17 protein-coding genes, 3 tRNA genes and 2 rRNA genes (1 of these 22 running past the window's edge) are annotated in these 26,421 nt (G+C 61.2%); 12 read left to right on the top strand and 10 right to left on the bottom strand.

The window, feature by feature from the left end; all coding sequences use genetic code 11:
• Positions 1-40 precede the first annotated feature (40 nt).
• A complete protein-coding gene (locus JWZ97_RS15780) occupies positions 41-1,108 on the top strand; it encodes an efflux RND transporter periplasmic adaptor subunit (protein ID WP_205431129.1) in 1,068 nt (355 codons plus the stop codon).
• Complete coding sequence (locus JWZ97_RS15775; protein ID WP_205431128.1) at positions 1,105-4,392, top strand: efflux RND transporter permease subunit; 3,288 nt, start codon at positions 1,105-1,107, stop codon at positions 4,390-4,392. The genes JWZ97_RS15780 and JWZ97_RS15775 overlap by 4 nt, the downstream gene beginning before the upstream one ends.
• 7 nt (positions 4,393-4,399) lie before the next feature.
• Here the strand turns inward: JWZ97_RS15775 and JWZ97_RS15770 are convergent, their stop codons facing one another.
• The gene (locus JWZ97_RS15770) at positions 4,400-5,902 is read right to left on the bottom strand and encodes a helicase HerA-like domain-containing protein (RefSeq protein WP_205431127.1); all 1,503 of its coding nucleotides are present in this window, start codon (positions 5,900-5,902) and stop codon (positions 4,400-4,402) included.
• A 130-nt stretch (positions 5,903-6,032) separates the two neighbouring features.
• Complete coding sequence (locus JWZ97_RS15765; protein WP_205431126.1) at positions 6,033-6,728, bottom strand: hypothetical protein; 696 nt, start codon at positions 6,726-6,728, stop codon at positions 6,033-6,035.
• A gap of 223 nt (positions 6,729-6,951) precedes the next feature.
• Between JWZ97_RS15765 and JWZ97_RS15760 the strand changes: the two genes are divergently transcribed.
• Genes JWZ97_RS15760 through JWZ97_RS15750 form a run of 3 tightly spaced genes read left to right on the top strand, consistent with a single transcriptional unit; the run spans position 6,952 to position 12,378 of the window.
• Positions 6,952-8,061, top strand: coding sequence for a two-component system response regulator (locus tag JWZ97_RS15760; protein ID WP_205431124.1), 1,110 nt, complete (start codon positions 6,952-6,954; stop codon positions 8,059-8,061).
• Between the two features lie 49 nt (positions 8,062-8,110).
• On the top strand, positions 8,111-8,890 hold the full coding sequence (locus JWZ97_RS15755; protein ID WP_205431122.1) for a hypothetical protein: 780 nt from the start codon (positions 8,111-8,113) through the stop codon (positions 8,888-8,890).
• A complete protein-coding gene (locus JWZ97_RS15750) occupies positions 8,827-12,378 on the top strand; it encodes a PAS domain S-box protein (RefSeq protein ID WP_205431120.1) in 3,552 nt (1,183 codons plus the stop codon). Before JWZ97_RS15755 ends, JWZ97_RS15750 begins: the two co-directional genes overlap by 64 nt.
• Before the next feature lie 55 nt (positions 12,379-12,433).
• On the opposite strand, the gene JWZ97_RS15745 is transcribed toward JWZ97_RS15750, so the two are convergent.
• Entirely contained in the window at positions 12,434-13,204 is a 771-nt protein-coding gene (locus tag JWZ97_RS15745) for a hypothetical protein (protein ID WP_205431118.1), read from the bottom strand.
• 59 nt (positions 13,205-13,263) lie between these two features.
• On the opposite strand from JWZ97_RS15745, the gene JWZ97_RS15740 reads away from it, so the two are divergent.
• The 5 genes from JWZ97_RS15740 (at position 13,264) to gmk (ending at position 18,596) form a co-directional block, all read left to right on the top strand.
• On the top strand, positions 13,264-14,457 hold the full coding sequence (locus JWZ97_RS15740) for a competence/damage-inducible protein A (protein WP_205431117.1): 1,194 nt from the start codon (positions 13,264-13,266) through the stop codon (positions 14,455-14,457).
• A gap of 548 nt (positions 14,458-15,005) precedes the next feature.
• Positions 15,006-15,215 carry a cold-shock protein gene (locus JWZ97_RS15735; protein ID WP_205431115.1) on the top strand — a complete coding sequence of 70 codons (210 nt, stop codon included), beginning with the start codon at positions 15,006-15,008 and terminating at the stop codon, positions 15,213-15,215.
• A 138-nt stretch (positions 15,216-15,353) separates the two neighbouring features.
• On the top strand, positions 15,354-17,087 hold the full coding sequence (locus tag JWZ97_RS15730; RefSeq protein ID WP_205431113.1) for a DEAD/DEAH box helicase: 1,734 nt from the start codon (positions 15,354-15,356) through the stop codon (positions 17,085-17,087).
• A gap of 279 nt (positions 17,088-17,366) precedes the next feature.
• A complete protein-coding gene (locus JWZ97_RS15725; RefSeq protein WP_205431111.1) occupies positions 17,367-17,714 on the top strand; it encodes a hypothetical protein in 348 nt (115 codons plus the stop codon).
• Positions 17,715-17,981: 267 nt separating this feature from the next.
• The gene (gmk, locus tag JWZ97_RS15720; protein ID WP_205431109.1) at positions 17,982-18,596 is read left to right on the top strand and encodes a guanylate kinase; all 615 of its coding nucleotides are present in this window, start codon (positions 17,982-17,984) and stop codon (positions 18,594-18,596) included.
• A 5-nt stretch (positions 18,597-18,601) separates the two neighbouring features.
• Here the strand turns inward: gmk and ilvA are convergent, their stop codons facing one another.
• On the bottom strand, positions 18,602-20,131 hold the full coding sequence (gene ilvA, locus JWZ97_RS15715; protein WP_205431107.1) for a threonine ammonia-lyase, biosynthetic: 1,530 nt from the start codon (positions 20,129-20,131) through the stop codon (positions 18,602-18,604).
• 86 nt (positions 20,132-20,217) lie between these two features.
• On the opposite strand from ilvA, the gene rpiA reads away from it, so the two are divergent.
• The gene (rpiA, locus tag JWZ97_RS15710; RefSeq protein ID WP_205431106.1) at positions 20,218-20,877 is read left to right on the top strand and encodes a ribose-5-phosphate isomerase RpiA; all 660 of its coding nucleotides are present in this window, start codon (positions 20,218-20,220) and stop codon (positions 20,875-20,877) included.
• An 18-nt stretch (positions 20,878-20,895) separates the two neighbouring features.
• On the opposite strand, the gene JWZ97_RS15705 is transcribed toward rpiA, so the two are convergent.
• Positions 20,896-21,396, bottom strand: a complete 501-nt coding sequence (locus tag JWZ97_RS15705; protein ID WP_205431104.1) for a co-chaperone YbbN — start codon at positions 21,394-21,396, stop codon at positions 20,896-20,898.
• The gene (locus JWZ97_RS15700; RefSeq protein ID WP_205431102.1) at positions 21,393-22,136 is read right to left on the bottom strand and encodes a rhomboid family intramembrane serine protease; all 744 of its coding nucleotides are present in this window, start codon (positions 22,134-22,136) and stop codon (positions 21,393-21,395) included. The genes JWZ97_RS15705 and JWZ97_RS15700 overlap by 4 nt, the downstream gene beginning before the upstream one ends.
• A gap of 375 nt (positions 22,137-22,511) precedes the next feature.
• Between JWZ97_RS15700 and JWZ97_RS15695 the strand changes: the two genes are divergently transcribed.
• Positions 22,512-22,587, top strand: a tRNA-Thr gene (locus tag JWZ97_RS15695).
• Between the two features lie 391 nt (positions 22,588-22,978).
• Here the strand turns inward: JWZ97_RS15695 and rrf are convergent.
• The 4 genes from rrf to JWZ97_RS15675 all read right to left on the bottom strand — a co-directional run.
• Positions 22,979-23,091, bottom strand: a 5S ribosomal RNA gene (gene rrf / locus JWZ97_RS15690).
• 132 nt (positions 23,092-23,223) lie between these two features.
• Positions 23,224-26,117: ribosomal RNA gene (locus tag JWZ97_RS15685) — 23S ribosomal RNA — on the bottom strand.
• A 207-nt stretch (positions 26,118-26,324) separates the two neighbouring features.
• Positions 26,325-26,400 (bottom strand) — tRNA-Ala (locus tag JWZ97_RS15680).
• A 4-nt stretch (positions 26,401-26,404) separates the two neighbouring features.
• Positions 26,405-26,421 (bottom strand) — tRNA-Ile (locus JWZ97_RS15675); it runs 60 nt beyond the window's last position.

The following is a 26,421-nucleotide window of genomic DNA, read 5'->3' as shown; positions in this document are numbered from 1 at the left end:
GGGGCTCGCAAGCTCACCCCAGCCTACCTGAAGAAAAACCATGAGCACGGAACACAACAAAAACCTGGCGATACAATCCCTCGCCGCCGTCACGGGCCTGATCCTTCTTTTGGTCTGGATGGAAGGCGGCTTCCGCAGCAAGACGCCGCCCGGCAATGCGCAAGCCGCCGAGGGAGCACCGGCGCCCACGGGCTCCCGTGTCAAAGCCACGCTGCGCACCGTCGAGGAAATCCGCGACTGGCCTGCCACGGTCAGCGCACGCTCGGTCGCCCAACTCTCGCCCAAAATCCCGGCCCGCATACTCGAAATTCCGGTCAATGCGGGTGATACGATCAAGGCCGGCCAGATCGTGGCCAGGCTGGACGCCGCCGAATCGCAGGCCCGCGTGAATCAGGCGCGCTCGACTCTCGTCGCGGCCGAAGCGGAAGCCGCCAGGGCCCACGCCGATGCCCGCCGCGTGCAGGAGCTGTACGGCAAGGAAGCCGCCACCGCGCGCCAGCAGGAAACCGCACAGGCCCAGGCGCGCGCGGCCGGCGCCCAGGTCGCCGCGGCCCGCGCGGCCATCGCCGAAGCCCAGGCGCAGGCGGACGAAGCCGTCATCCGTGCGCCTTTCGACGGCACGGTAGTACGGCGCGAGCTGGAACCCGGCGATCTGGCCGCGCCCGGCAAGCCGGTGCTGACCGTGCAGACCCGCCAGCGCCTGCGTCTCGAAGTCGCCGTTCCGGCATCCTGTGCGAGCGGACTGAGCGTCGGCACGTCGTTAACCGCGCGCGTGGGCAGCGCAGCCTACGAAGTCCGGGTGGAAGAAATCGCCCCCGCCGCCGATCCCCAATCGCACACCGTGCTCATCAAGACCGGTCTGGACGGCGTCGCGGAAGTCCAGCCGGGCAGCTTTGCCTGGCTGAGACAGGCCTGCGGCGCATATCAAGCCTTGACGATACCGGCTAACGCGGTAGACCGATCAGGCCAGTTGGAATCGGTCCGCGTGTGGGCGAACGGCAAAGCGATGCTGCGCCATGTGCGCACCGGCAAGCCCCATGATGGCCAGGTGGAGATCCTGTCGGGCTTGAACGAAGGCGACGAAGTGCTGGTGGGAGGCGCACGATGACCGAGGCCGTCAAACGCGGATACACCGCGGAAATCGTCCGCATCTTCGTCACCTCCAAGCTTTCGCTGCTGCTGCTGATCGCCTCGCTGCTGGCCGGCCTGGCGGCGCTGCTGCTCACGCCGCGCGAGGAAGAACCGCAAATCATCGTGCCGGTCGCCGACGTCCTGGTCCGCATGCCGGGCGCCTCGGCCGAAGAAGTGGAGAAGCTCGCCGCCACCCCGCTGGAAAGCCGGCTGCGCGAAGTGGACGGGGTGGAATACGTCTATTCCGCCACGCGCGAGGGCGAGGCCCTGGTCACGGTGCGCTTCTACGTCGGCGAGGACCGCGAGGACAGCCTGGTCAAGGTCTGGAACAAGCTGATGTCCAACCAAGACATCATCCCGCCCGGCGTGACGGGCTGGACCGTCAAGCCGGTGGAGATCGACGACGTCCCCATCGTGACCCTGACGCTGTCCTCGGCCGATCCGGTCTACGACGCGGCCGCGCTGCGCCGGCTGGCCGACGAGTTGAAGGACAAGCTGGGCGGCGTCCATGACACCGGCAAGATCAGCGTGGTCGGCGGCGAAACCCGGCGTGTACGGGTTTATCCGGACCCTGCCAAGCTGGCCGCCCACGACCTGAGCCTGGACGAACTGCTGAGCGCCCTGAAAACCGCCAACGTCAGCCTGCAGGCCGGACGCTACGAGACCTCCAACCAAATCGTGCAACTGGACGCGGGACCGTCTTTCAGCCGGCCGGAAGAAGTGGCGGACACCGTCGTTCACACCCATGGCGGCCGCCCCGTGTATCTGCGTGACGTAGCCGAGGTGCGCGACGCGGCGGCCGAAACCGAGACTTATACCCGCATCGGCTTCGGACCCGCCGCAGCGGAAAGCAAGACCCTGCTCCCTCGCCCCCAGCCCCTCTCCCAGAGGGAGAGGGGAGCCGAAGAGGTAGGATGGGCAAAGCGCAGCGTGCCCATCGAAGCGGGCAAGGAACGCCAGGCCGTCACCCTCGCCGTCGCCAAGCGCAAGGGCGCCAACGCGGTCGCCGTGGCGGAAGAAACCATCGCCACCGTGCAGGGGCTGTACGGCCAACTGATCCCGGAAGACGTGGCGGTCACAGTCACCCGCGACTACGGCGAAACCGCCAACCACAAGGTCAACGAACTGGTGAAGCATCTGGGCATCGCCATCGCGACCATCATCGTGTTGCTGGCGCTGGCACTGGGCCCGAAAGAATCTCTCATCGTCGCGCTGGCGGTGCCCATGACCCTGGGCGTCACCCTGCTGTTCGACCTGGTATTCGGCTACACCATCAACCGCGTCACCCTGTTCGCGCTCATCCTGTCGCTGGGCCTGCTGGTGGACGACCCCATCGTCGACGTGGAGAACATCTACCGCCACTTCAAGCTGCGCAAGGAGCCGCCGCTGGAGGCCACCTTGACCGCCGTAGACGAAGTCCGGCCGCCCACCATCTTCGCCACCTTCACGGTCATCGTCTCCTTCCTGCCGCTGTTCTACATCACCGGCATGATGGGCCCCTACATGGCGCCCATGGCCTTCAACGTGCCCATCGCCATGCTGATGTCGCTGCTGGTGGCCTTCACCGTCACGCCCTGGGCCAGCTATTACCTACTCAAGAGCGAGTACGGCAAAGGGGACGAGCGGCCCTTCGATGTGAAGACGAGCGGCATTTACCGCTTCTACGACTGGGCCTTGGGCGGACTGCTGCGAAATCCAGGCCGGGGCAAGCTGTTTCTGTGGGGCGTGGTGATCGCATTCGCGGCATCGGCCATGCTCGCCGTCACCCGCGCGGTGCCGCTGAAGCTGCTGCCCTTCGACAACAAGAACGAGTTGCAGCTGGTGATCGACCTGCCGCGCGGCAGCACGCTGGAAGCCACCGACGCCACAGCCCGCGAGCTCGGCGCCTATCTCGCCACGGTCAACGAAGTGACCGATTACGAAAGCTATGTCGGCCTCGCCTCGCCCATGGACTTCAACGGCATGGTGCGGCATTACTATCTGCGCGCCGGCGGTCATGCGGGCGAGATTCGCATCAATCTTTTACCGAAGGAGCGACGCGAGCAGCAATCGCACCAGATCGCCCTGCGGATCAGGCCCGACATCGAAGCCATCGCCCAGAGGCACGGGGCGAACGTGAAGATCGTGGAAACTCCGCCCGGCCCGCCGGTGCTTTCGACCTTCGTGGCCGAAGTCTACGGCCCGCTGGATCGGGACTACGACGAGCTGGCCAAGGTGACCGAAGGCGTGCGCGCGGACATCGCCGCCATCGCCGGCGTGAAGGACGTGGACGATCTGGTCGATGAGCCGCAACGCAAAATCCACTTCCGTCTCAACCGGACCAAGGCCGCGCTGCTGGGCGTCAGCGTGAATCACGTCGCCGAAACCCTGCAACTGGCCCTGAGCGGCGGGACGGCGGGCACCGTGCATATCCCCAGCGAACGCCAGCCTCTGGAAATCACCGTACGCCTGACCCGCGCCGACCGATCGAGCATGGCCGGATTGCTGGCCTTGCGCGTCAAGGGCGCGGACGGCTCGCTGATCCCCTTGAGCGAACTGGGCGAGATCGCCGAGGAACAGGTCGACCGCACCATCTACCACAAGAACCTCAAGCGCCTGAATTATGTGACCGCCGAGATGGTGGGCCGCAGCCCGGTGGAAGCGGTGTTCGACTGGTGGGACATAGAGGAAGCCAAGCCGCTGCCGGAAGGCTACTCGGTGGACCTGGCCGGCGAGGGCGAATGGAAGATCACCGTGGACGTGTTCCGCGACCTGGGGCTGGCTTTCGGCGCGGCCCTGTTGATGATTTACGTGCTGCTGGTGGCTCAGACCGGCTCGCTGGGGATGCCGCTCATCATCATGGTGGCGATCCCTCTCACCATCATAGGCATCATGCCCGGCTTCTGGCTGCTGAACCTGTTCACCAGCCCGGTATCCGGCTATGACAATCCCATCCTGTTCACCGCCACCGGCATGATAGGCATGATCGCTCTGGCCGGTATCGTGGTGCGCAATTCCATCATCCTCATCGATTTCATCGAGCGGTTGCGGGAACAGGGCATGGAATTGATCGAGGCCTTGATCGAAGCCGGCGCGACCCGCTTGCGGCCCATCTTCCTCACCGCGGGCGCGGCGATGTTCGGCTCCTTCGTCATCACCCTGGACCCGATCTTCTCCGGCCTGGCCTGGAGCTTCATCTTCGGCATCTTCGCCTCCACCGCATTCTCGCTGCTGGTGGTGCCGCTGGTGTACTACCTGATCAACCGGCCCAAGCCGCGCTGACAAAAGCTCAGCGGCGGCGGCCGCCCAGCAGCGAACCGAACAGGCCACGGGTAATCTCACGCGCCGCCGTGCGGGCGGCGGTTTTCAGCAAGCTATCCACCACGCCTTCGCGCCGTCCGCCGCGCGGTCCGGTCGAACCGAGCAGCACGTCGCCTAAGCCTTCCAGCAGGCCCCCGCCGCCGACGGGCGCCTGGGGCGGGTTGGGGTGTTCGTAGGCCGCTGGTTCCGCTGCCTCCACCCTGGCCTTGAGCTTTTCGAACGCGGATTCGCGATCCACGATCTGCTCGTACACGCCGGCCACCAGGGACGAGGCGATCAGCGCCTTGCGATCCTCGGGTGTGATGGGGCCGACCTGGCTGGCCGGCGGGCGGATGTAGGCTCGCTCGGTGATGCCGGGCACGCCTTTTTCGTCGAGCAGGGAGACGAGCGCCTCGCCCACACCCAGCTCCATAATGGCTTTTTCCGCATCGAGCGCGGGATTGGCGCGCATGGTTTCGGCAACCGATTTCACCGCTTTCTGGTCGCGCGGCGTGAACGCACGCAAGGCGTGCTGTATGCGGTTGCCCAACTGGCCCAGGATTTTCTCCGGTATATCCAAAGGATTTTGGGTGACGAAATAAATGCCGACCCCCTTGGAGCGGATCAGCCTGACGACTTGTTCGACCTTTTCCAGTAAGGCGCCTGGCGCTTCGTTGAACAAGAGATGGGCCTCGTCGAAGAAAAAAACCAGTTTGGGTTTATCCCGGTCGCCGACTTCCGGCAGATTCTCGAACAACTCCGCCAGCAGCCACAGCAGAAAACTGGCGTACAGCCTGGGGTTGTTCATCAGTTGGTCGGCGGCCAGGATGTTGACCACCCCCCGCCCTTGGCCATCGGTCTGCATCAGGTCTTCGATGTTGAGCATGGGCTCGCCGAAAAAGCGGTCCCCGCCCTGCTCCTCGATTTGCAGCAAGCCGCGCTGTATGGCGCCCACCGAAGCCGCCGAGATATTGCCGTATTCGGTCTTGAAGCGGGCCGCGTTGTCGCCGAGGAATTGCAGCACCGCGCGCAAATCCTTCAAATCGAGCAGCAGCAGGCCGTTGTCGTCGGCGATCTTGAAAGCCAGGCTCAGCACCCCTTCCTGGGTTTCGTTGAGATTCAACAGGCGCGAGAGCAGCAACGGCCCCAGGTCGGAGATGGTGGCCCGTACCGGATGGCCTTGTTCGCCCCATACATCCCACAACGTCACGGGGCAGGCCTTCCAAACCGGCTCGTCCATGCCCAATTGGGCCAGCCTTTCCTTCAGTTTGGGCGTGAGGCTCCCGGCCTGGCTGATGCCGGTCAGATCGCCTTTGACATCGGCCAGGAAGACCGGCACTCCGATGGCAGAAAATCGCTCCGCCAACACCTGCAGGGTGACGGTTTTTCCGGTGCCGGTGGCACCGGTGATGCAGCCGTGGCGATTGGCCAGGGCCGGCAACAGGGCGAGGGTTTTGTCGCCGGATAGGGCGATGGTGAGCGGCTCGGCCATGGCAAGGACTCCTCTTTTGCGATCCGAAGCGTTCAGCCGGGCCGAAACCGGGCCCGATCGCTTCCGACTCTACCCCTCTCGCCCGTGGAAACCAAGCGGCATAGGCCTCGGGGCGAGGCAGTTTGGGAGGCTAGTTGTCGATATCCGGCAGCAGATCGGAGAAGAAGTCGGTGTGCGGGCTCTTGCGCTGACGCGCCGCGGTCAGCGCGACCTTCAGTTCTTCCTTGAGTTTCTCGTCGGACAGGCGTTGCGTGGCGCGAACCGGCGCCAACTCGGCCTTTTCCAGATAAGGCAGGGCCTTGTCGTACTCGTCCTCGTGCAGCCAGAAATCGCCGAGGAAGTAATTGCTGTCCAGCGAATCGGGAAACATCCGGTGGGCCGCCTCCAGATATTGCAGGGCCAACTTGTCGTCGCCGAATGAGATCGGCCAACCGGGCAGACGGTGATAGAGATTGCCCAGCGTGATATAGGCCGTAGCGTGCATGGCCCGTGGATCGAAATCGATGGATGCAATCAGCAATGCGCGCGCCTCGTTGATCCGGCTCAGCGAGCTGAAGCCCCAATCCGAAGCCGCCAGGGTGCATAGCACCACGGCCTCCAGTATCAAGGGCTCCGCACGCTGGGGATAGCGCGCCTTGAACTCGCGGATGCGCGGCAACAAGGCGTTGAACTTTTCAGTCTGCTGGCGAGCGGGGAGACGGTAGAAGGCCTCGGCCCACTCATTCTCCAACACTTGAAGCGCCTCTTCGGCGGTCGTTTCGGCGACGGCGCCCGTGGAAAGACAAAAACACACCATGGCGGCGAGCAGATGGACAAAAAAATTCAAGCGGGGAAATCTCCGGGCAGGGAAACGCGGGCGCAGGATAAAACGGACGCCATGATGGATTCAATGGCGCAGGCGTCGGACCGGCGTAGCAGCCGGGCCATCCTCGTGCAAATGCAGACATCGCACCAGTCCGATCTGAGTGCACCCGGAGCGCCTTCTTGGATGTACGAAAATGTCGGAAGCGGTCTAGACTCATACAGGCACGCTCGGTCCGGAGGACAACATGGACGTCAATAGGAAAATAACCATACTGATCGTCGACGACGCGCCCGAGAACCTCGACGTATTGAGTGAACTGCTGAGGCCATATTACCGGGTGCTTGCGGCAACTTCGGGCAAAGGCTGCCTGAACGTGGCGCGCAGCCAGCCCAAGCCTGATCTGATCCTGCTGGACGTGATGATGCCGGACATGGACGGCTATTCAGTCCTATTCCGCCTGCGCGAAAACCCCGCCACCCGGGATATCCCGGTGATCTTTCTCACCGCCCTGGCCGACACGGAAGACGAGGAACGCGGGCTCGAAATCGGCGCGGCCGATTATATCGGCAAGCCGATCAAACCCGCCCTGGTATTGGCCCGCGTGCGCACGCAGCTCGAAGCGAAGCAGGCACGCGACTGGCTGAAAGACCAGAATGCCGCGCTCGAAGCCGAAATCGTCCGCCGCATGGCCGAAAACGACGTCGTCCAACTGGTGAGCATCCGGGCGCTGGCCCGCCTGGCGGAGATCCGTGACCCGGAAACCGGCAATCACATCCTGCGCACCCAGGGCTATGTGCAACGGCTGGCCACCCGGCTGCGGGAGCACCCCCGCTTCGCCGCCACCCTCAACGATCGCTACATCGATTTGCTCACGCGCTCGGCTCCCTTGCACGACATCGGGAAGGTCGGCATACCCGACCACATCCTGCTCAAGCCCGGCCCGCTAACCCCGGCCGAGTGGGAAATCATGAAAACGCACGCCCAACTGGGAGCGGATGCCATTGAGCAGGCCGAACGCGACATCGAGATGAACCTCGAGTTTCTCACCGTCGCCAAGGAGATCACGCGCTGGCATCACGAAAAATGGGACGGCAGCGGCTATCCGGACGGTTTGGCGGGCAATGCCATCCCGGTTTCGGCGCGCATCATGGCGCTCGCCGACGTATTCGACGCCCTGATATCGCAGCGAGTCTACAAACCGGCCTTATCCCCTCAGCAGGCGCGCGAAATCGTAGCGAACGGCCGTGGCCGGCATTTCGACCCCGACATGGTCGATGCGTTTCTCGCTGACTTCGGCGCCTATTGCGAAATCGCCGACCGGCATCGCGATCCGGAGCCCGGAGTCCCCGCTTGAGCCGCCACCGGTGCCGGCTTCGCAGCGATTAAACGCATCGCCCGCCGCCGTGCCGCCGCAGCCCCATTCTCGCAAGCACTCGCCGAAGCGCGTCGGCACCCGGCGGATTTTACTCGCCGTTGTCGTCTGCGCCCTGATTGCGGCTGGTTGGTCCTGGCGGACGGGCACCCCGATACGCACGCTCTACACGGTTCCCAGTCACATCGTGCTCGCCAGCCTGCTCAAAGGCTGGTTTTACGTGGGCATCATCGCACTGCTGCTCTATAGGCTGATGCGCCACTGGGTACAAGGCCACCCCGCCCCATCGGCCGCCCCGCCGCGAGGTTTGCCCTTCGTATTGCTCGCCGTGGTCGTCTTCGCCCTGTCGGGCTTCGCTATCGGCCACACATTGATGGACCGTAAAGAGACTGAAGTCGCCAGGCTGCAAGCCATCGCCGATCTGAAAGCCAGGCTGATCGCAGACTGGCTAACCGAAAGGCAGAACGATGCGGCGTTCGTCCAGACGAGCGATTTTTTCTCTGAACAGTACCGCCTCTGGCAAGAAGCTGGCGATACGCATGCCGGCGAACGACTGACGGCCCGTCTGGAACAATTGGGAATGAGCAACGGATTTGCCGCCATTACCCTGCTCGGTCCCCAAGGCGAACGCTTGTGGGGCTCCTCCATGGCGCCTCCCACCCTCGCTCCCGAGGTAAGGGCAGCCGCCGTCGCGGCCCATGAGTCCGTGCGCCTCCCCCCTACCGGGACGAGGTGGGCCAGCCACGCATGGACTTCGTCACACCGCTCAAAGCACCCGCCGACTCCGAGCCCGTCGTCGTCCTGCACGTAAACCCGTCGGCATGGCTTTTTCCTACCCTGAAAACCTGGCCCGCCCCCAGCGCCAGCGGAGAAACCCTGCTTTTCCGCCGCGACGGCGACCAGATTCTGTATCTCAACGACTTGCGGTTCCGTGCCGACGCGGCCGTCAAGCTACGCCTCCCGGTGTCCAGCCCGGACCTGATCGCCGCCCACGTACTTCGGGGCGAGATCCAGCCAGGCAGGGCCGTGGAAGGGCTGGATTACCGGGGTGTTCCGACCCTGGGGATGATACGGGCGATAGACGGCACCGACTGGTATCTTCTGGCCAAGCTCGACCAGGCCGAAATCTATGCCGAGATAGCCGAAAGCACCGTCTGGATCGGGAGCGCCGGCCTGCTAACCCTGCTATCGGCCATGGCCGGGTGGCGCCTGCTGCACCAGCGCCGGCAACTGGAATCGGCAACCAGCCAGCAGGAATTACAGGCGGAACGCCTGCGCGTCCTGAATCTTTTGACCGCAATCACCGACGGCTCGAACGATGCGATCTTCGCCAAGGACCTGGAGAGCCGCTATATCCTGATCAACCCCGCCACTAGCCGCGCCATAGGCAAACCGGCGAACGAAGTGCTGGGGCTCGACGACTTCGCGGTTTTCCCTGCCGAACAGGCTCGGCGATTGATCGCGCTCGACCGCCAGGTCATAGACGAAAACCGCATGCTCGCTTATGAGGAAACCCTGGATACGGCGGAGGGGAAACGGATTTTCATGACCACCAAAGGGCCATTGCGCGATGCCGACGGCAAGGTCATCGGCACCTTCGGCATCGCCCGCGACATCACGGAACAGAAATGGGCCGAAGCCGCCTTGCGCGGGAGCGAAAGCCGCTTCCGCGCCCTGGTGGAGCAGTCGCTGGCCGGCATCTATATCATTCAAGGGGGGCGATTCCGCTATGTGAGTCCCGGATTCGCCGCCATTTTCGGCTATGAATCGGCGGATGCCTTGATCGACAGAGTCCCCGTCCTGAATCTCGTCAGCCCGGAAGACCGGAAAAAAGTGATGGAGAACATAAGGAAGCGACTCGATCACGAACTCGTCGACCTGCGCTATGTCTTTACCGGGCTGCGGCACGACGGCAGCCGCATCGACGTCGAGGTGCACGGGCGGGCATTCGAATATCGGGAACGTCCCGCCGTCATCGGCTTCCTCCTGGACGTCTCCGAACGCCGACAAGCCGAAGAGCAGTTGCGCAAGCTCGCCCTGGCCGTGGAGCAGAGCCCGGAGAGCATCGTCATCACCAACCTCGACGCCAATATCGAATACGTGAATGAGGCCTTCCTCAATACCACGGGTTACCGCCGCGAGGATGTGATCGGGCGTAACCCCAGAGTTCTGAAATCCGACAAGACGCCGCCGCAAACCTTTCACCAATTGTGGGAAAACTTGCGCCGGGGGGTAGCCTGGAGCGGAGAATTCACCAACCAGCGCAAAGACGGCAGCGAATATATCGAGTTCGCCATCATCACGCCCCTGCGCCAGGCCGACGGACGCATCACCCATTACGTGGCGGTCAAGGAGGACATCACCGAAAAAAAACGCGTTGCCGAAGAACTGGCACAGTATCGTCACCACCTCGAAGAACTGGTGAACCTGCGCACCAGCGAACTGATGGCCGCCAAGACCCAGGCGGAAGGCGCCAACCTGGCGAAGAGTGCGTTCCTGGCCAATATGAGTCACGAGATACGCACGCCCATGAACGCCATCCTCGGCCTGACCCATCTGTTGCAACGGGACGGCGTGACCGCGACGCAGGCCGAGCGCCTGGACAAAATCGACGGCTCCGCCCGCCATCTGCTGTCCATCATCAACGACATCCTCGACCTGTCCAAGATCGAGGCCGGCAAACTGCAACTGGAGCAAAATGATTTCTCGCTGGCCTCCATCATGGATCATGTGCATTCGATGATACTCGACGCGGCCTTGGCCAAAGGACTCCGTGTCTGGAGGATGGACGACGACGGAGTCCCCCCGTGGCTGCGCGGCGACGCCACCCGGCTGCGCCAGGCTTTGCTCAACTACGCCAGCAATGCGGTCAAATTCACCCCGGAAGGCTCCATCATCCTGCGCGCCCGACTGCTGGCCGAGGAGGGCGACGAATTGTTGATGCGCTTCGAGGTGACAGACACCGGTATCGGCGTGGCCCCCAAAACCCTGGCCCGGCTGTTCCAGGCATTCGAACAGGCGGACACATCGACCACCCGCAAATACGGCGGCACCGGGCTCGGACTGGCGATCACCCGGCGCCTGGCACTGATGATGGGAGGCGATGCCGGCGCCGACAGCACCCCCGGAGAAGGCAGCACATTTTGGTTCACCGCCCGGCTACGGCGGGGACGCGGCATCGTCCCCGCCGCACCTTGCGGCTGCGCCGATGCCGAAATGGAATTGCGCCGAAATCCGCGACATGCGCGCCTCCTGCTGGCGGAAGACAATGACATCAACCGGGAAGTGGCGCTGGAACTTCTGCACGGCCTGGGCTTGAGCGTGGACACGGCGACAAACGGACTCGAGGCCTTGCAGAAAGCGCAAACCCAGGCGTACGACCTGATCCTCATGGACATGCAAATGCCCATCATGGGCGGCCTCGATGCGACGCGCGCCATACGCGCCCTGCCCGGGAAAGCGTCCATTCCCATCGTCGCGATGACCGCCAATGTTTTCGACGAGGATCGTCGGGACTGCGTATCGGCCGGGATGAACGACTTCATCGCCAAACCGGTCGATCTGGACACGCTCTGCACCACCTTGTGTCGCTGGCTACCGCATGGAGACGAGGCCTCGCCGCACGCCGCGAGGACCGCCACCGAACGGGCCAGCCAGCCGGACACCCGCGCGTCGGAAGCCGTTCTCGGACCGCTGGTCAACCTACCCGGCCTCGACGTGGCGCGCGGCCTGGCCGCACTCAACGGCAAGGCCGCCCTTTATCTGGAACTGCTGCACCATTTTGTCGAAACCCATGCCGGCGACATCGCCCGACTCCGCGCCTGCGTGGCCGACGGCGACCACATCGACGCGCGGCATCTGGCGCACACGCTCAAAGGCAGCGCGGCGACCTTGGGCATCAAACCCCTCGCTGAAATCGCCGGGCGCCTGGAAATCACGTTCAAATCCGGCCGCGAGACGGCCTCCGACCCGAACACGACGGCCGACGACCTGGACGCCATGGATCGGGAACTGGGCATGCTGGCCGCGACCCTTCCACCCTTGCCGCCCGACGGTCCCGCCTCGATCCCGATGCCGGACCCCGAACACCTGAACAGCGTGCTGGACGAGCTCGACGAGTTGCTGGCGCGGAGCGACACTGCCGCGATCGTGCTGTTCCGCGATCGAATCGAGCCACTGCTGCCCGTGCTGGCTCGGCACGGCGAGACCCTCGCGCGACAGATCAAGCTGTTCGATTTCGAAGCCGCACAGGAAACCTTGCACAAGTTGCGCGAATCGACCAAGAGCGTATTGACCTGAAAACCCATTCTAAGCGGCCGGCAGCACGCGCGCGACGGGAAAGCGATCGCCCGACTCATGCCATAGCGTCGGCGATGCGCCGCAAGGCCGGGGTCTCCACGCCCACCCGCTCGGCCTGCCGCAAGGCCCGCCGAAGACGCAGCGCGGCGCTGCGGCCCATGCAAATATGCCCGGGATCTCCGTCGAAACCTTCGAGCATGCCGGCCATCAATCTGGCGCGGGGGAGCGGGGTTTCCATCAAATGCGCCTGGATATCCATAATTTCCCCGGCGACCTTCTCGGCCAGTTCGCGATGATGTTCCCATAACTCGCCGACCGAAGCGCCGGACGGCATCACGATGCCCACGATGTTGATGGTGAGTATGTAAAGACTCTTACGCGCCAGCTCGTAGAGCAGCGCCTCGGGCGGAACCTCAAAGCACGGCACCTCGACCGCCTGCAAGGCTCGAAGCACCAGATCGGCACGGGGGCCGCACAGCGGAGTCGGCAACACGTTCACAAACGGCCGGTTCTTTTTTTTATCGAACCATACGACGATGACGGTGGGATCGGCGATGCCGCGGGACAACCAGTCGCTGGGCAGCAATTCGTTCTGCAACAACCCCAGCCGGTCGCGCCAGACCTCGGGGAGTCCTTCGAGCACCGAATGCAACTCGTGTTCTCCGACGGCGACCAGCACCAATTCCGGGTTCCGAATCTCGGCGGCCAGTTCCTCGGCGTCCATACCCCGTAACAACGGGTAAACCGGATGCCCGATCTTCAAGAATCCGCGGGCGAACAAGTCGCCCATCTCTCCCATCCCGATGACGACGACAGGTTTTTTCATCGCAAAATAGCCTCGCTCATGGCAAAGTCCTCACCCCAGACGCACCTGTTCCGACCAACATGACCGAACATTTTCCCCAGGCCGAAATCCTATCGCAGGGCGAAGAAGTTGTGTCCGGTTCGGTGGTCGACACCAACGCGGCCTGGCTGGCCCAGGAACTGGTCGGCCTGGGCTTCGATGTGACACGCCACACCATCGTGGGCGACCGGCTCGGCGACCTTGCGGGATTGCTGAGCGAAATCGCCGACCGGGCCGATTGCTGCGTGTGCACCGGCGGCCTGGGACCGACCGTGGATGATCTGACCGCGGCGGCCGTGGCGCAGGCTTTCGGGCTCCCGCTCCGCCTCGATGACGAAGCCTGGAGGGCCATACAAGCCTGGTACGCCAGCCGCAACAGCGTGGCTCCGGAGACCAACCGCAAGCAGGCTTTGCTGCCGGCCGGCTCCCAGCGATTGGACAACCGTTGGGGCACGGCGCCGGGCTTCGCTCTGGCGCACGGGCGCTGCCGATTCTATTTTCTCCCCGGCGTGCCCATGGAAATGCGGGAAATCTTCGGCGCGGAAGTACGCCCCCGGCTTACGCAGCGCTTTGCTTTCCGGCCACCCCGTAGCATCGTGCTCCGCACGGTGGGTGTCGGCGAATCGATGTTGCAGGCGCGCATGGATCAGGTTTCCTTGCCGGTAAACGCCGAATTGGGCTTTTGCGTCGTCGGGCCGGAAGTCCATGTAAAACTGCGCCTGCCCACCGAAATCGACCTCACCGCGGTCGAGGCCTTGCTGCGAAACATCCGCGGAGCGCTGGGCGACGGCGTCTTCAGCATCGACGGTCTGGGTGACGAGGGCGGCGATCTGGCCACCGTGATCGGCCGCATGCTGTCGCGGCGCAACGCCAGCCTGGCCATCGCGGAAACCGTCAGCGCCGGCCAGCTGGCGCACCTTTGCGCCGGACTTACGGGTCTGCGGGAATGCCGGGTTTACCCGGACACTGAGGCCATGACCCGGGCACTCGCCCTGGATACGTTCGACTCCGCCGTGTCCGGGGCGGCGGCGGCCGCACAACGCCTCCGCGAACAAACCGGTGCGGACTATGTGCTCGTCCAGTTCGAGTCCGCCGGCTTACACCTCGCCTTGCTTACGCCGACCGGCCTGTTCGGTTTCGACCGCCCGCTGGAGCGCGAACCCTATCGCCGCCACCTGATCGCTGCCGCCTTTACCCTGGATAAGCTGCGCCGCCATCTCGCGTCACTCGGATAATGCCTTGAGCCGGCGTGGGAATTGCGCGCCGCCGCGCGACTTATCCACCGCCCGTCTTACCTAGCCGAAATCCAGCGCAAATCGGCCCTCAATTCAGCAATAACACGCACCATGCCAAGAAAGCTAAAAATAGTGCTTATTTATCATTCGCTTATAAAATAAAGCACTGAATAATGGAATGATCGGCAAATTTTGGCCAGTTCAGGAAAAGACTGGGCCGTGCTGGGCTCGCAACTTTTTTCACAAACTTATCCACAGGTTTATCCTCCGATTTTGTGGAGAAAATCCGGAATAGCCGGGACCGACAGCGGTTATCCGCCCACCAAGTTGCAGGCTCAAAAAATAGCGATTCTACTTATGTTGAAATGGCCATACCGCTTAGGTATGCTAGCCATACTGCATCCGTGGATCGTTGCGGTCGAGTCAGAGTGCCTTTGCGCCAAACAAAGACTCCCCTGCCCCTACCATCACCGTTTCCTTGCAGTGAAAAAGTCGTCGGCTCATTTAGGGGCGGCGGGTAGTTTTTACAGTTAGTGAGTATTTCGAGCATGTCACAAGAGCAAAGAGGAACCGTTAAGTGGTTCAATGAAACAAAGGGCTACGGTTTCATCCAGCGCGACCAAGGTAGCGATTTGTTTGTTCATTTCCGTTCCATCAACGGGAGTGGTTTCAAAACCTTGAAGGAAGGCCAAGCGGTCAGCTTCATTGAAGTCCAGGGTCAAAAAGGCCCGCAGGCTGACAACGTAACCATCCTGTAACGCGCGCTCCGGCGTGCGTGCCGAAAAGCAGGCCCCCAAAGGCCTGCTTTTTTATTTCATCTATCCCGCGCAACTTACCGGACCGACCTTCCCAGCGCAGCGACGCGCTACCGTTCCACCCTAGAGTTACCCCACCTGATGCAAGACACCCAAACTACCCCCGCCAGCTTCTCCGAACTGGCTATCGCCGCGCCCATCCTGCAGGCCATTGCCGAAGTCGGCTACGAAACGCCCTCGCCGATCCAGGCGGCGAGCATCCCCTTTCTGCTCGCCGGCCACGACCTGCTCGGCCAGGCACAAACCGGTACCGGTAAAACCGCTGCGTTCGCCTTGCCCGTATTGAACGGCATCGATTTGACCCGCCGCGAGCCACAAGCCCTGGTGCTGACTCCCACGCGGGAACTCGCCCTCCAGGTCGCCGAGGCCTTCCAGAGTTATGCCCGGCATCTGCCCGACTTCCATATCCTGCCGATTTACGGCGGGCAGTCGATGGAAACCCAGTTGCGCCAGCTCAAGCGCGGAGTCCATGTCATCGTCGGCACACCCGGCCGCATCATGGATCATCTGCGGCGCCAGACCCTTTCGCTGGACAGCCTGCACACCCTGGTGCTGGACGAGGCCGACGAGATGCTCAAGATGGGCTTCATCGAAGACGTGGAATGGATACTGGAACACACGCCCGCCGAGCGGCAGGTCGCCCTGTTTTCCGCGACCATGCCGGAAGCCATCCGCAAGGTGGCCCGCAAGCATCTGCGCGACCCCAAGGAAGTGAGCATCCAGGCCAAAACGGCGACGGTGGAGGCCATCAGCCAGCGCTATTGGCCGGTTTCCGGCGTGCACAAGCTGGACGCGCTGACCCGTATTTTGGAAGTGGAAGACTTCGACGCCATGATCATCTTCGTGCGCACCAAGGTGGCGACCGAGGAATTGGCTGAAAAGCTGGAGGCCCGCGGCTATGCGGCGTCGGCCCTGAACGGCGACATGAGTCAGGCCTTGCGGGAAAAGACCGTCGAGAGGCTGAAGAAAAAATCGCTCGACATCGTGGTAGCTACCGACGTGGCGGCGCGCGGCCTGGACGTGGAACGTATCAGCCATGTGGTCAACTACGACATCCCGTACGACACCGAAGCCTACATCCACCGCATCGGCCGTACCGGACGCGCCGGGCGCAAGGGTAACGCTATCCTGTTCGTCGCACCGCGTGAGCGCCGTATGCTGTTAGCCATCGAAAAGGCCACGCGCCACCGCATTCGGGAAATGCGCTTGCCGACGCGGGAAGACATCGCCGAACGCCGGGTCGAACAGTTCAAGCAGTTGGTGATGAGCACGCTGGAAGGTGAAGAGCTCAGCTTCTACCGCCAGTTCGTACAGCAACTGGGCAAGGAACAGAGCCTGTCGCCGCTGGACATCGCTTCGGCCCTGACTTTCCTGGCCCAAAAGGACCGCCCCCTGGTACCGGCGGAGAAAGAAAAGCCCACTTCCGAAGAAAAGTCCGGCGACCGATACGAAGCACGCGCTGTCCGCGATCGCGGCGAGGAACGGCCACGCCGAGAAAAGGGCCGGCCGCGTGATGACGGCGGTGCGCTTTACCGGATCGAGGTCGGCCGGGCGGATGGCGTCAATCCCAAGGACATCGTCGGGGCCATCGCCAACGAAGCCGGCATACCGGGCAAGGACATCGGCCATATCAAGCTGCAGGACACCTACAGCACTGTCAGCCTGCCGCCCAATTTGCCTGCGGCCGTGCTGAAACGGTTGGAACGGACCTTCATCATGGGCAAGGCGATCAGGATACGCCCCTGGAGCGAAGAACCGCCGACCGGTGCCCGGCCGATCCGGAAAAGAAAACCGGCGCCGAGAACCGGCGATTGAGACCGAGACCAGCGCTTCGATCCGGATCGATGATCGTGCGGGCGAGACCTATCCCTATCGTCCGCCCGTCGTTTCGGCTATCGGGGCATCAGGCTCCGGCGCCTAGGCCGGATCGGGGACGAGCGGAAAATGACTCCGTCGCATGCTGTGATAGAATGCGCAAAAATTTTTCCGATGCCCAAAATATAAGGCGGCGCCCCGAGGTTAGTGCCCGCACCAGACCGCCGAACCGACGTACAAGCCCGATCTCAAATCAAAAACGGTAAGGAACGATACACCATGAAACTCAATCTGCTGCTGGCAAAAGTGTTGCAATTCGTGACCTTTGTCTTTTTCACCATCGCCGTGCTCGTCTATTTCGGCCTGCTGCTGATGCTGGCACTCGCCGTGTTGTGGTATGTGACCCGCATCCTCACGCTGTTCGGTCTGCCGGCCCTGCTGGCCGTACTGGCCGGCATCGCCGCCCTGACCTACGTGTCCCTGGCTGTTTCGCGCCAGCCGCGGCTTTACCGTCTGCTGTGGGATCTGGGCCTCGAACTGATTACCCTGGGTAAAACTCAGATCAAGCGTTTCGATCCCCTGATCGAAGAAGCACGCGGGGATGTCGCCGGCAGCAGCGCCGCCTAAACGGACCTTGTGCTCCGTAGCAAAAAAACCCGCTTCGGCGGGTTTTTTTGTCCCCAGCCACAGAAGCCGGCCGAAGAGCTTAGTCGCGGCCTAGCCTGGACGATACCGTAGCGCAGCCCCCACTGGGCATCGCCGCCGCCGCACTCGGAAAACAACGGCCGCGAAACGCCCGGGTGAAGATCACGATCTCAAGCGACTCGACGCCTTATAGCCTACCGGCTGTCTTATGCTCTATCCTTGCGGGATTTCGAGATACCGAGCGAACTAATGAATAAGGGCGTCCTATTTGTGGTGTCCGCGCCGTCCGGCGCGGGCAAAACCAGTCTGGTCAGAGAATTGCGTGCAAGCCTGGAAGGCTTCACCGTTTCGGTTTCCCACACCACCCGCCCGGTACGCGCCGGTGAACGGCATGGTCAGGACTACTTCTTCATCGACCATGCCGGCTTCGAGCGTATGATCGACGAAGGCGCCTTCCTGGAACACGCCAAGGTGTTCGACAACTATTACGGTACCGCGCGCGCGACGGTGGAAACCGCGCTAACCGAAGGTCACGACGTCCTGCTGGAAATCGACTGGCAGGGCGCCAGGCAAATCAAGGCGCTGATGCCGGAAACCGTAGGCATCTTCATCCTGCCGCCCTCGCGCGAGGCATTGGAAAGCCGGTTACGGGGACGGGGACAGGACGACGAAAGCACCATCGCCCGCCGCATGCGTGACGCCATCGCCGAAATGTCGCATTACAACGAATACGATTACCTCATAATCAACGACCATTTCGAAACGGCACTGGAGGAACTACGTGCCGTGGTCATAGCCCAGCGACTGCAGGCACACAGGCAATCCGCTCGCTGGAGCGGATTGATCGCCAATTTGCTTGGCTGATTGCCTTACGTCTTTTTCCCGCCCCCGGCAAACAGTCGATAAGCCGGGTTGTCAGTCTCTTCCCGGTAGGCATAGCCGAGCTCTTCGAGAAACGCGCGGAAATCGCGCCGCTCGGTCTTGGGCACCTGGATGCCCATCAATACCCGGCCGAAGGCGGCGCCGTGGTTGCGGTAATGGAACAGGCTGATGTTCCAGCGTCCGCCCAGTCCCGAGAGGAATTTGAGCAACGCGCCGGGACGCTCGGGAAACTCGAAGCTGTAGACGATCTCGTCGAGCAGCTTGGGCGGATGGCCGCCGACCATGTAGCGGATGTGCTCGACCGCCACTTCGTTCCCGCTCATGTCCGTGACCTCGAACCCTTCCGTGCGCAATTCCTTGATCAAGGCCTCCCCGTCGCGCCGGCCGTCGGCGATCTGCACCCCGACAAAGACCTGAGCGTCCGCCGCATCGTAATAGCGGTAGTTGAACTCGGTGATGTTGCGCCGTCCCAGCGCGCTGCAAAAGGCATGAAAGCTTCCCGGCCGCTCGGGTATGCTCACCGCCAGCAGCAGTTCCTGCTGTTCGCCGACCTGGGCGCGTTCGGCCACATGGCGCAGGCGGTCGAAATTGATATTGGCCCCGCTATCGATGGCGATCAGGCACTGCCCCTGCAAATTCTCCCTTTCCACGTATTTTTTCAGTCCGGCGACGGAAAGCGCCCCGGCCGGCTCGGCGATGGAGCGGGTGTCGTCGAAGATGTCCTTGATCGCCGCGCAGATTTCGTCGGTGCTGACCGTCACCACCTCGTCAACGTATTGATGGGCCAGATGGAAAGTCTCCTTGCCGATCTGCTTGACCGCCACCCCGTCGGCGAACAGGCCGACCTGCTTCAAGGTCACCCTGCGCTTGGCCTTTAGCGCCTTGTGCAGGCAATCCGAGTCGTCGGGCTCCACGCCGATGACCTTGATCTCGGGACGCACGAACTTGACGTAGGCCGCCACGCCGGCGATCAAACCGCCGCCGCCCACGGGAACGAAGATCGCGTGGATGCCGTCGCGCTGCTGGCGCAGGATTTCCATGGCAATGGTGCCCTGCCCGGCGATAACCTCCGGATCGTCGTAAGGGTGCACGAAAGTCAGCTTTTGCTCCTCCGCCAGTGTATAGGCGTGTTCGCAGGCCTCGTCGTAGGAGTCGCCGTGCAGCACGGTTTCCCCGCCCAGGCTCTGCACCGCCTGGACCTTGATGGCCGGGGTGGTGCACGGCATGACGATCAGCGCGCGTATGCCCAACTGGCGCGCCGATAGCGCCACGCCCTGGGCGTGATTGCCGGCCGAGGCCGCGATCACGCCGGCCCGCCGTTCTTCCGGACTGAGCGAGGCGATCTTGTTGTAGGCGCCGCGGATCTTGAAGGAAAACACCGGCTGCAAATCTTCACGCTTGATGTAGACGGCGTTGCCGAGCCGGCGCGACAGATTGCGCGCGTGATCCAGCGGGGTTTCTATGGCCACGTCGTAGACGCGGGCGCGCAATATGCGCTCGATATATTTTTGTATCATTCGTTCTCTCGGATAGGGGCGCATGACAGGCCCGGCGCGGCCGGAGTATCATCCCGGCGCTTAACAAACCGCTGATAGGACTAAAGATGACGCAAGACGAACTCAAGAAAAAAGTCGCGGAAGCCGCCTTGGACTACGTGAAGGGAGTCTCTATTTTGGGCGTGGGCACGGGTTCGACCGTGAACCATTTTATTGATTTGCTGGCCGACCTGAAAGGCGACATCGAAGGCGCCGTATCCAGCTCGATCAACAGCTCCGAAAGGCTGAAGAAGATCGGCATCCCGGTCCTCGAATTGAACGACGCCGGCGATCTCGACGTTTACATCGACGGGGCGGACGAAGTGAACCCGGCTTTTCAAATGATCAAGGGCGGCGGCGCCGCGCTGACCCGCGAGAAGATCATTGCCGGCGCCAGCCGCAAGTTCGTCTGCATCGTCGACCAGAGCAAATATGTCGACGTGCTGGGCAAGTTTCCCCTGCCGGTCGAAGTCATCCCGATGGCGCGCAGCTACGTCGCCCGCGAAATCGTCAAGCTCGGCGGCCAGCCTCAATGGCGCGAAGGCTGCGTCACCGACAACGGCGGCCAGATCCTGGACGTGTACAACCTGAGCATCGTCAATCCGCCGGAACTGGAGCGCACCCTCAACAACATACCGGGCGTGATCACCGTCGGCATATTCGCCCTGCGGCCGGCCGACGTCGTCCTGCTGGGCTCGGAAACCGGCGTCCGAACCCTGAAGCCCTGACGTCCGCCGCCCTGCCGTTCATTCGCAGATCGGCAGGGCGCCCGGCCCCAAGGTGCAGTTGCTCTGCCCGCCACTTTTTTCGCCCCCACTCAAGGCTCTGGCTGCAAAATCGAACAACTCGTCTTCGCTCATGCCGCCCTGGCGGCGCGCGAGTGTTTCGCCCTTGTTCAATATCAACATAAGCGGTAGGCCGGTGACCGTGTGAGCCTGCCTAGCCGCGAGACTCGCGTCGTAATCGACTCTCACGACCTTCAAGCGGCCGGCATAGCGACGCGCCAGACGACTCAAAGGCGCATCCAGTTCTTGGCAGTAAGCGCACCAACTCGCCCAAAACTCGACCAGCACGGGAACCGGGCTGATCCGCACCAAGCTTTCCAACTCGCCTGCTTCGACGAAAGCGATGCCGTGGCTCACCCTGGCGCTGCGATGAGCGCTTACGGCAAGATAGGCCAGCGCGAACATACCGACGAAAACAATGCTGGCGGGCACGCGGCGGGGCTTGCGCAACGGGGTGCTCAAAGCCAGGTTTTCGACTGCGCGATATGCTGGGCGTAATAGTCCGACCTGTGCATGGGGCCGGCCAGCAGCAATCCAGCGACGAATCCGCCGATATGCGCCCAGAAAGCCACCCCGCCCCCCGGCCCCTGCAGCGCGGGCAGGGCACCCAGGAGCTGGATGAAGAACCAGTATCCCAGCATCACGAAGGCCGGCAGGGCGATGGTGGTGAAAAATATCCCTAAGAACACGAAGTTCACCACGTAGGCGCGTGGATACAACTTCGCATAAGCGCCCAATACCCCGCCTATGGCTCCCGAAGCGCCGACCATAGGAATCAACGCGCCCGGCTGGGTCATTATCTGCAACGCCGCGGCCGCCAGTCCGCACAGCAAATAAAACGCGATGAAGCGCCCGGGCCCCATGGCGTCTTCGACATTGTCGCCGAACACCCATAAGAACCACATATTGCCAATCAGGTGAAACCAGCCGGCATGCAGAAACATGTGGGTGATCAAGGAAGGCGCCCATCCTTCTCCCAGTTCACAGCCGACATCGCCGCTCAGCGGTATCACGGTGCCGATCGAGGCAAGGTCCAGCAACTCCCCCGGTATCAAGCCGTAGGAACAAAGCGACTGCGCCAGAGGCAGCCCACTGCCCCAGCCTTGCACGAATATCCAGGCCGCGACGTTCAAGCCAATCAAGGCCAAGGTGGCAACCGGTCTGCGTACGGTTGGATTAACGTCCCGTATGGGAAATAACATGGCGAAGCTCCTGCATAAGGTTGCCTGCATGGTAGAGACAGCTAAAACACCGAACAAGTGCCCAAACCATTAACATGTCACGATACATGATCCACTGGATACGCCGTCCACCCAGCCCATGACGACGCCTTGCATATCCTGACAATGCCTATTACGCATCGCGCTACTAGCATTTCGCAACGGTAGCTTGTTCGTGAGCGCTTAATTCCTTAAAATGATTAGATAGTACCCGTATGGCCCCGTCAGTACAGCCACGCATTCCTAATCGTGACGCTGCGTTGTGGTAGCTGAGGCAGCAGCAGGCGCGGGTACAAGGCTTTCGGGCCGTCTGATGGCGAGGTTATACAGATACGGTTTGAACAAGTTTTGGATTTTGCCGGTGTAGCTCAGTTGGTAGAGCAGCGCATTCGTAATGCGAAGGTCGTAGGTTCGACTCCTATCTCCGGCACCACTCAATGTGAAAAGGGTAGCCCCGCGGGGCTACCCTTTTTGCTTTCTTGGCCCCGGGCCGACTGCCGGCCTGTGGTGGCACACCAACAAACGCCCGCCGTCGCATAGAGCTCCTCACACGCTGAAGATCGGCAGTATCCGACGCGAGGCGACCCTCGCCGACCTGATTGAGGGTTTCGAGGAGGGCAATGCGGCTTCTTAGCGTCGGGCCGCACAATCTCATCCGCCCTCGGCAGCCTGTCGAGCACCGGTTTTCGGCACGTTCAAGCCGACTACGGCCGGTGAGCGCTCGGCCATTTCGGAAAAGATGGTAAGTGTGGAGGTTTTTGCCGAGAGTGATGCAATAAAAAACCCCCGTCTTGATTTTAAGAGCGGGGGTTTAGGGGTTAGGTGCCTGGCAGTTCCCTACTTTCGCATGGGGGTCCACACTATCATCGGCGCTAAGCGGTTTCACTTCCGAGGTCGGGATGGGATCGGGTGGTTCCCGCTCGCTCTGGCCACCAGGCAAAACTGGTTAAGCTTTTGGAGCTTTTGTTGTTCATCGGCAAGGCCTTAGGCCTTGTCGATGTCTTGGAAAACGTACACTTCGCGGATGTCAGACACCCTGTTGGCTTTCACCAAACTGTTTGGGTGTTATATGGTCAAGCCACACGGGCAATTAGTATTGGTTAGCTTCACGCATTACTGCGCTTCCACACCCAACCTATCAACCTGGTGGTCTACCAGGGCCCTTCAGGGGACTCGAGGTCCCAGGGAGATCTTATCTTGGGAGGGGCTTCCCGCTTAGATGCTTTCAGCGGTTATCCTGTCCGAACATAGCTACCCGGCAATGCTTCTGGCGAAACAACCGGAACACCAGAGGTTCGTTCACTCCGGTCCTCTCGTACTAGGAGCAACTTCCCTCAAATCTCCAACGCCCACGGCAGATAGGGACCGAACTGTCTCACGACGTTCTAAACCCAGCTCGCGTACCACTTTAAATGGCGAACAGCCATACCCTTGGGACCGACTACAGCCCCAGGATGTGATGAGCCGACATCGAGGTGCCAAACACCGCCGTCGATATGAACTCTTGGGCGGTATCAGCCTGTTATCCCCGGAGTACCTTTTATCCGTTGAGCGATGGCCCTTCCATACAGAACCACCGGATCACTAAGACCTACTTTCGTACCTGCTCGACGTGTTTGTCTCGCAGTCAAGCGCGCTTTTGCCTTTACACTCTGTGCGTGATTTCCGACCACGCTGAGCGCACCTTCGTGCTCCTCCGTTACTCTTTGGGAGGAGACCGCCCCAGTCAAACTACCCACCATGCACGGTCCCCGATCCGGATTACGGACCTGGGTTAGAACTCCAAATAGACCAGGGTGGTATTTCAAGGTTGGCTCCACGCAAACTGGCGTCTGCGCTTCAAAGCCTCCCACCTATCCTACACAAGTCGATTCAAAGTCCAGTGCAAAGCTATAGTAAAGGTTCACGGGGTCTTTCCGTCTAGCCGCGGGTACACTGCATCTTCACAGCGATTTCAATTTCACTGAGTCTCGGGTGGAGACAGTGTGGCCATCGTTACGCCATTCGTGCAGGTCGGAACTTACCCGACAAGGAATTTCGCTACCTTAGGACCGTTATAGTTACGGCCGCCGTTTACCGGGGCTTCGATCAAGAGCTTCGCCTTGCGGCTGACCCCATCAATTAACCTTCCGGCACCGGGCAGGCGTCACACCCTATACGTCCACTTTCGTGTTTGCAGAGTGCTGTGTTTTTAATAAACAGTCGCAGCCACCGTTTCACTGCAACCTCGTTGGGCTCCATGAGCAAGTCACTTCACCTACTTGAGGCATACCTTCTCCCGAAGTTACGGTATCATTTTGCCTAGTTCCTTCACCCGAGTTCTCTCAAGCGCCTTAGAATTTTCATCCTGCCCACCTGTGTCGGTTTTGGTACGGCCTCTTACAACCTGAAGCTTAGAGGTTTTTCTTGGAAGCCTGGCATCAATCACTTCTGCTCTTACGAGCTCGTCATCACGTCTCGACATTAGGGTTCCGGATTTGCCTAAAACCCCTGCCTACACGCTTAAACCGGGACTACCAACACCCGGCTGACCTAGCCTTCTCCGTCACCCCATCGCAGTTGTAACAGGTACAGGAATATTAACCTGTTTTCCATCGACTACGCCTTTCGGCCTCGCCTTAGGAGCCGACTAACCCTGCGCCGATTAACGTTGCGCAGGAAACCTTGGGCTTTCGGCGTGCGGGTTTTTCACCCGCATTATCGTTACTTATGTCAGCATTCGCACTTCCGATACCTCCAGCCAACCTTACGGTTGACCTTCTCAGGCGTACGGAACGCTCCTCTACCACTTGACGCTGAGCGTCAAATCCGCAGCTTCGGTACATGGCTTGAGCCCCGTTGAATCTTCCGCGCAGGCCGACTCGACCAGTGAGCTATTACGCTTTCTTTAAAGGATGGCTGCTTCTAAGCCAACCTTCTGGCTGTCTGTGCCTTCCCACATCGTTTTCCACTGAGCCATGATTTTGGGACCTTAGCTGGCGGTCTGGGTTGTTTCCCTTTTCACGACGAACGTTATCACCCGCCGTGTGTCTCCCGTGCTTGCACTTCTCGGTATTCGGAGTTTGCAACGGTTTGGTAAGTCGGGATGACCCCCTAGCCGTAACAGTGCTCTACCCCCGAGAGTGATACACGAGGCGCTACCTAAATAGCTTTCGAGGAGAACCAGCTATCTCCGAGCTTGATTAGCCTTTCACTCCGATCCACAACTCATCCGAATCTTTTTCAACAGATCCCGGTTCGGGCCTCCAGTGCGTTTTACCGCACCTTCACCCTGGTCATGGATAGATCGCCCGGTTTCGGGTCTACTCCCAGCGACTGAATCGCCCTATTCAGACTCGCTTTCGCTACGCCTCCCCTAGTCGGTTAAGCTCGCCACTGAAAGTAAGTCGCTGACCCATTATACAAAAGGTACGCAGTCACCTAACAAAGTAGGCTCCCACTGCTTGTACGCATACGGTTTCAGGTTCTATTTCACTCCGCTCACCGCGGTTCTTTTCGCCTTTCCCTCACGGTACTGGTTCACTATCGGTCGGTAAGGAGTATTTAGCCTTGGAGGATGGTCCCCCCATGTTCAGACAAGGTTTCACGTGCCTCGCCTTACTCGATTTCACATTAGTAAGATTTTCGTGTACGGGGCTATCACCCACTATGGCGCGACTTTCCAGACGCTTCCACTAATCTTACTGATGCTTAAGGGCTGCTCCCCGTTCGCTCGCCACTACTTGGGGAATCTCGGTTGATTTCTTTTCCTCGAGGTACTTAGATGTTTCAGTTCCCTCGGTTCGCTTCCAGCAGCTATGTATTCACTGCAGGATACCTGTCTTATGACAGGTGGGTTTCCCCATTCGGACATCTCCGGGTCACAGGTTGTTTGCCACCTCACCGAAGCTTTTCGCAGGCTGCCACGTCCTTCATCGCCTCTTACCGCCTAGGCATCCACCGTATGCGCTTATTCACTTGACCATATAACCCCAAAAAGTTTGAAGTCATACAGCAATGCTGACATCTCGCGTGTTATGCTTTCGCTCCAATGGCTCAAGGCCATCTTCACTGAGCATTACAGTGTACGTTTTCCAAATTGTTAAAGAACAGTCATCCACAAATGATGACTCGCAAGCATTACTCGGTTCATACTGCTTGCGGCTCATCAATCGCCGATCACTTGAGTTATGGTGGAGTCAGGGAGGATCGAACTCCCGACCTCCTGCGTGCAAGGCAGGCGCTCTCCCAGCTGAGCTATGACCCCTCAATGGTGGGTCTGGGAGGA

Origin of the sequence: Methylococcus sp. EFPC2, assembly GCF_016925495.1 — a bacterium.
GTDB lineage: Bacteria > Pseudomonadota > Gammaproteobacteria > Methylococcales > Methylococcaceae > EFPC2.
Note: the sequence above shows the minus strand (reverse complement) of the source record. Positions and strands in the feature narration are given on the sequence as shown.

What these genes read in the sequence shown, in the direction of transcription:
- JWZ97_RS15735 (WP_205431115.1), top strand. Translation starts at nt 15,006, where the DNA reads ATGTCACAAGAGCAAAGAGGAACCGTTAAGTGGTTCAATGAAACAAAG.
- JWZ97_RS15750 (WP_205431120.1), top strand. Translation starts at nt 8,827, where the DNA reads ATGGACTTCGTCACACCGCTCAAAGCACCCGCCGACTCCGAGCCCGTC.
- JWZ97_RS15740 (WP_205431117.1), top strand. Translation starts at nt 13,264, where the DNA reads ATGACCGAACATTTTCCCCAGGCCGAAATCCTATCGCAGGGCGAAGAA.
- JWZ97_RS15700 (WP_205431102.1), bottom strand. Translation starts at nt 22,136, where the DNA reads ATGTTATTTCCCATACGGGACGTTAATCCAACCGTACGCAGACCGGTT.
- JWZ97_RS15730 (WP_205431113.1), top strand. Translation starts at nt 15,354, where the DNA reads ATGCAAGACACCCAAACTACCCCCGCCAGCTTCTCCGAACTGGCTATC.
- ilvA (WP_205431107.1), bottom strand. Translation starts at nt 20,131, where the DNA reads ATGATACAAAAATATATCGAGCGCATATTGCGCGCCCGCGTCTACGAC.
- JWZ97_RS15775 (WP_205431128.1), top strand. Translation starts at nt 1,105, where the DNA reads ATGACCGAGGCCGTCAAACGCGGATACACCGCGGAAATCGTCCGCATC.
- JWZ97_RS15770 (WP_205431127.1), bottom strand. Translation starts at nt 5,902, where the DNA reads ATGGCCGAGCCGCTCACCATCGCCCTATCCGGCGACAAAACCCTCGCC.
- rpiA (WP_205431106.1), top strand. Translation starts at nt 20,218, where the DNA reads ATGACGCAAGACGAACTCAAGAAAAAAGTCGCGGAAGCCGCCTTGGAC.
- JWZ97_RS15760 (WP_205431124.1), top strand. Translation starts at nt 6,952, where the DNA reads ATGGACGTCAATAGGAAAATAACCATACTGATCGTCGACGACGCGCCC.
- JWZ97_RS15780 (WP_205431129.1), top strand. Translation starts at nt 41, where the DNA reads ATGAGCACGGAACACAACAAAAACCTGGCGATACAATCCCTCGCCGCC.
- JWZ97_RS15725 (WP_205431111.1), top strand. Translation starts at nt 17,367, where the DNA reads ATGAAACTCAATCTGCTGCTGGCAAAAGTGTTGCAATTCGTGACCTTT.
- gmk (WP_205431109.1), top strand. Translation starts at nt 17,982, where the DNA reads ATGAATAAGGGCGTCCTATTTGTGGTGTCCGCGCCGTCCGGCGCGGGC.
- JWZ97_RS15745 (WP_205431118.1), bottom strand. Translation starts at nt 13,204, where the DNA reads ATGAAAAAACCTGTCGTCGTCATCGGGATGGGAGAGATGGGCGACTTG.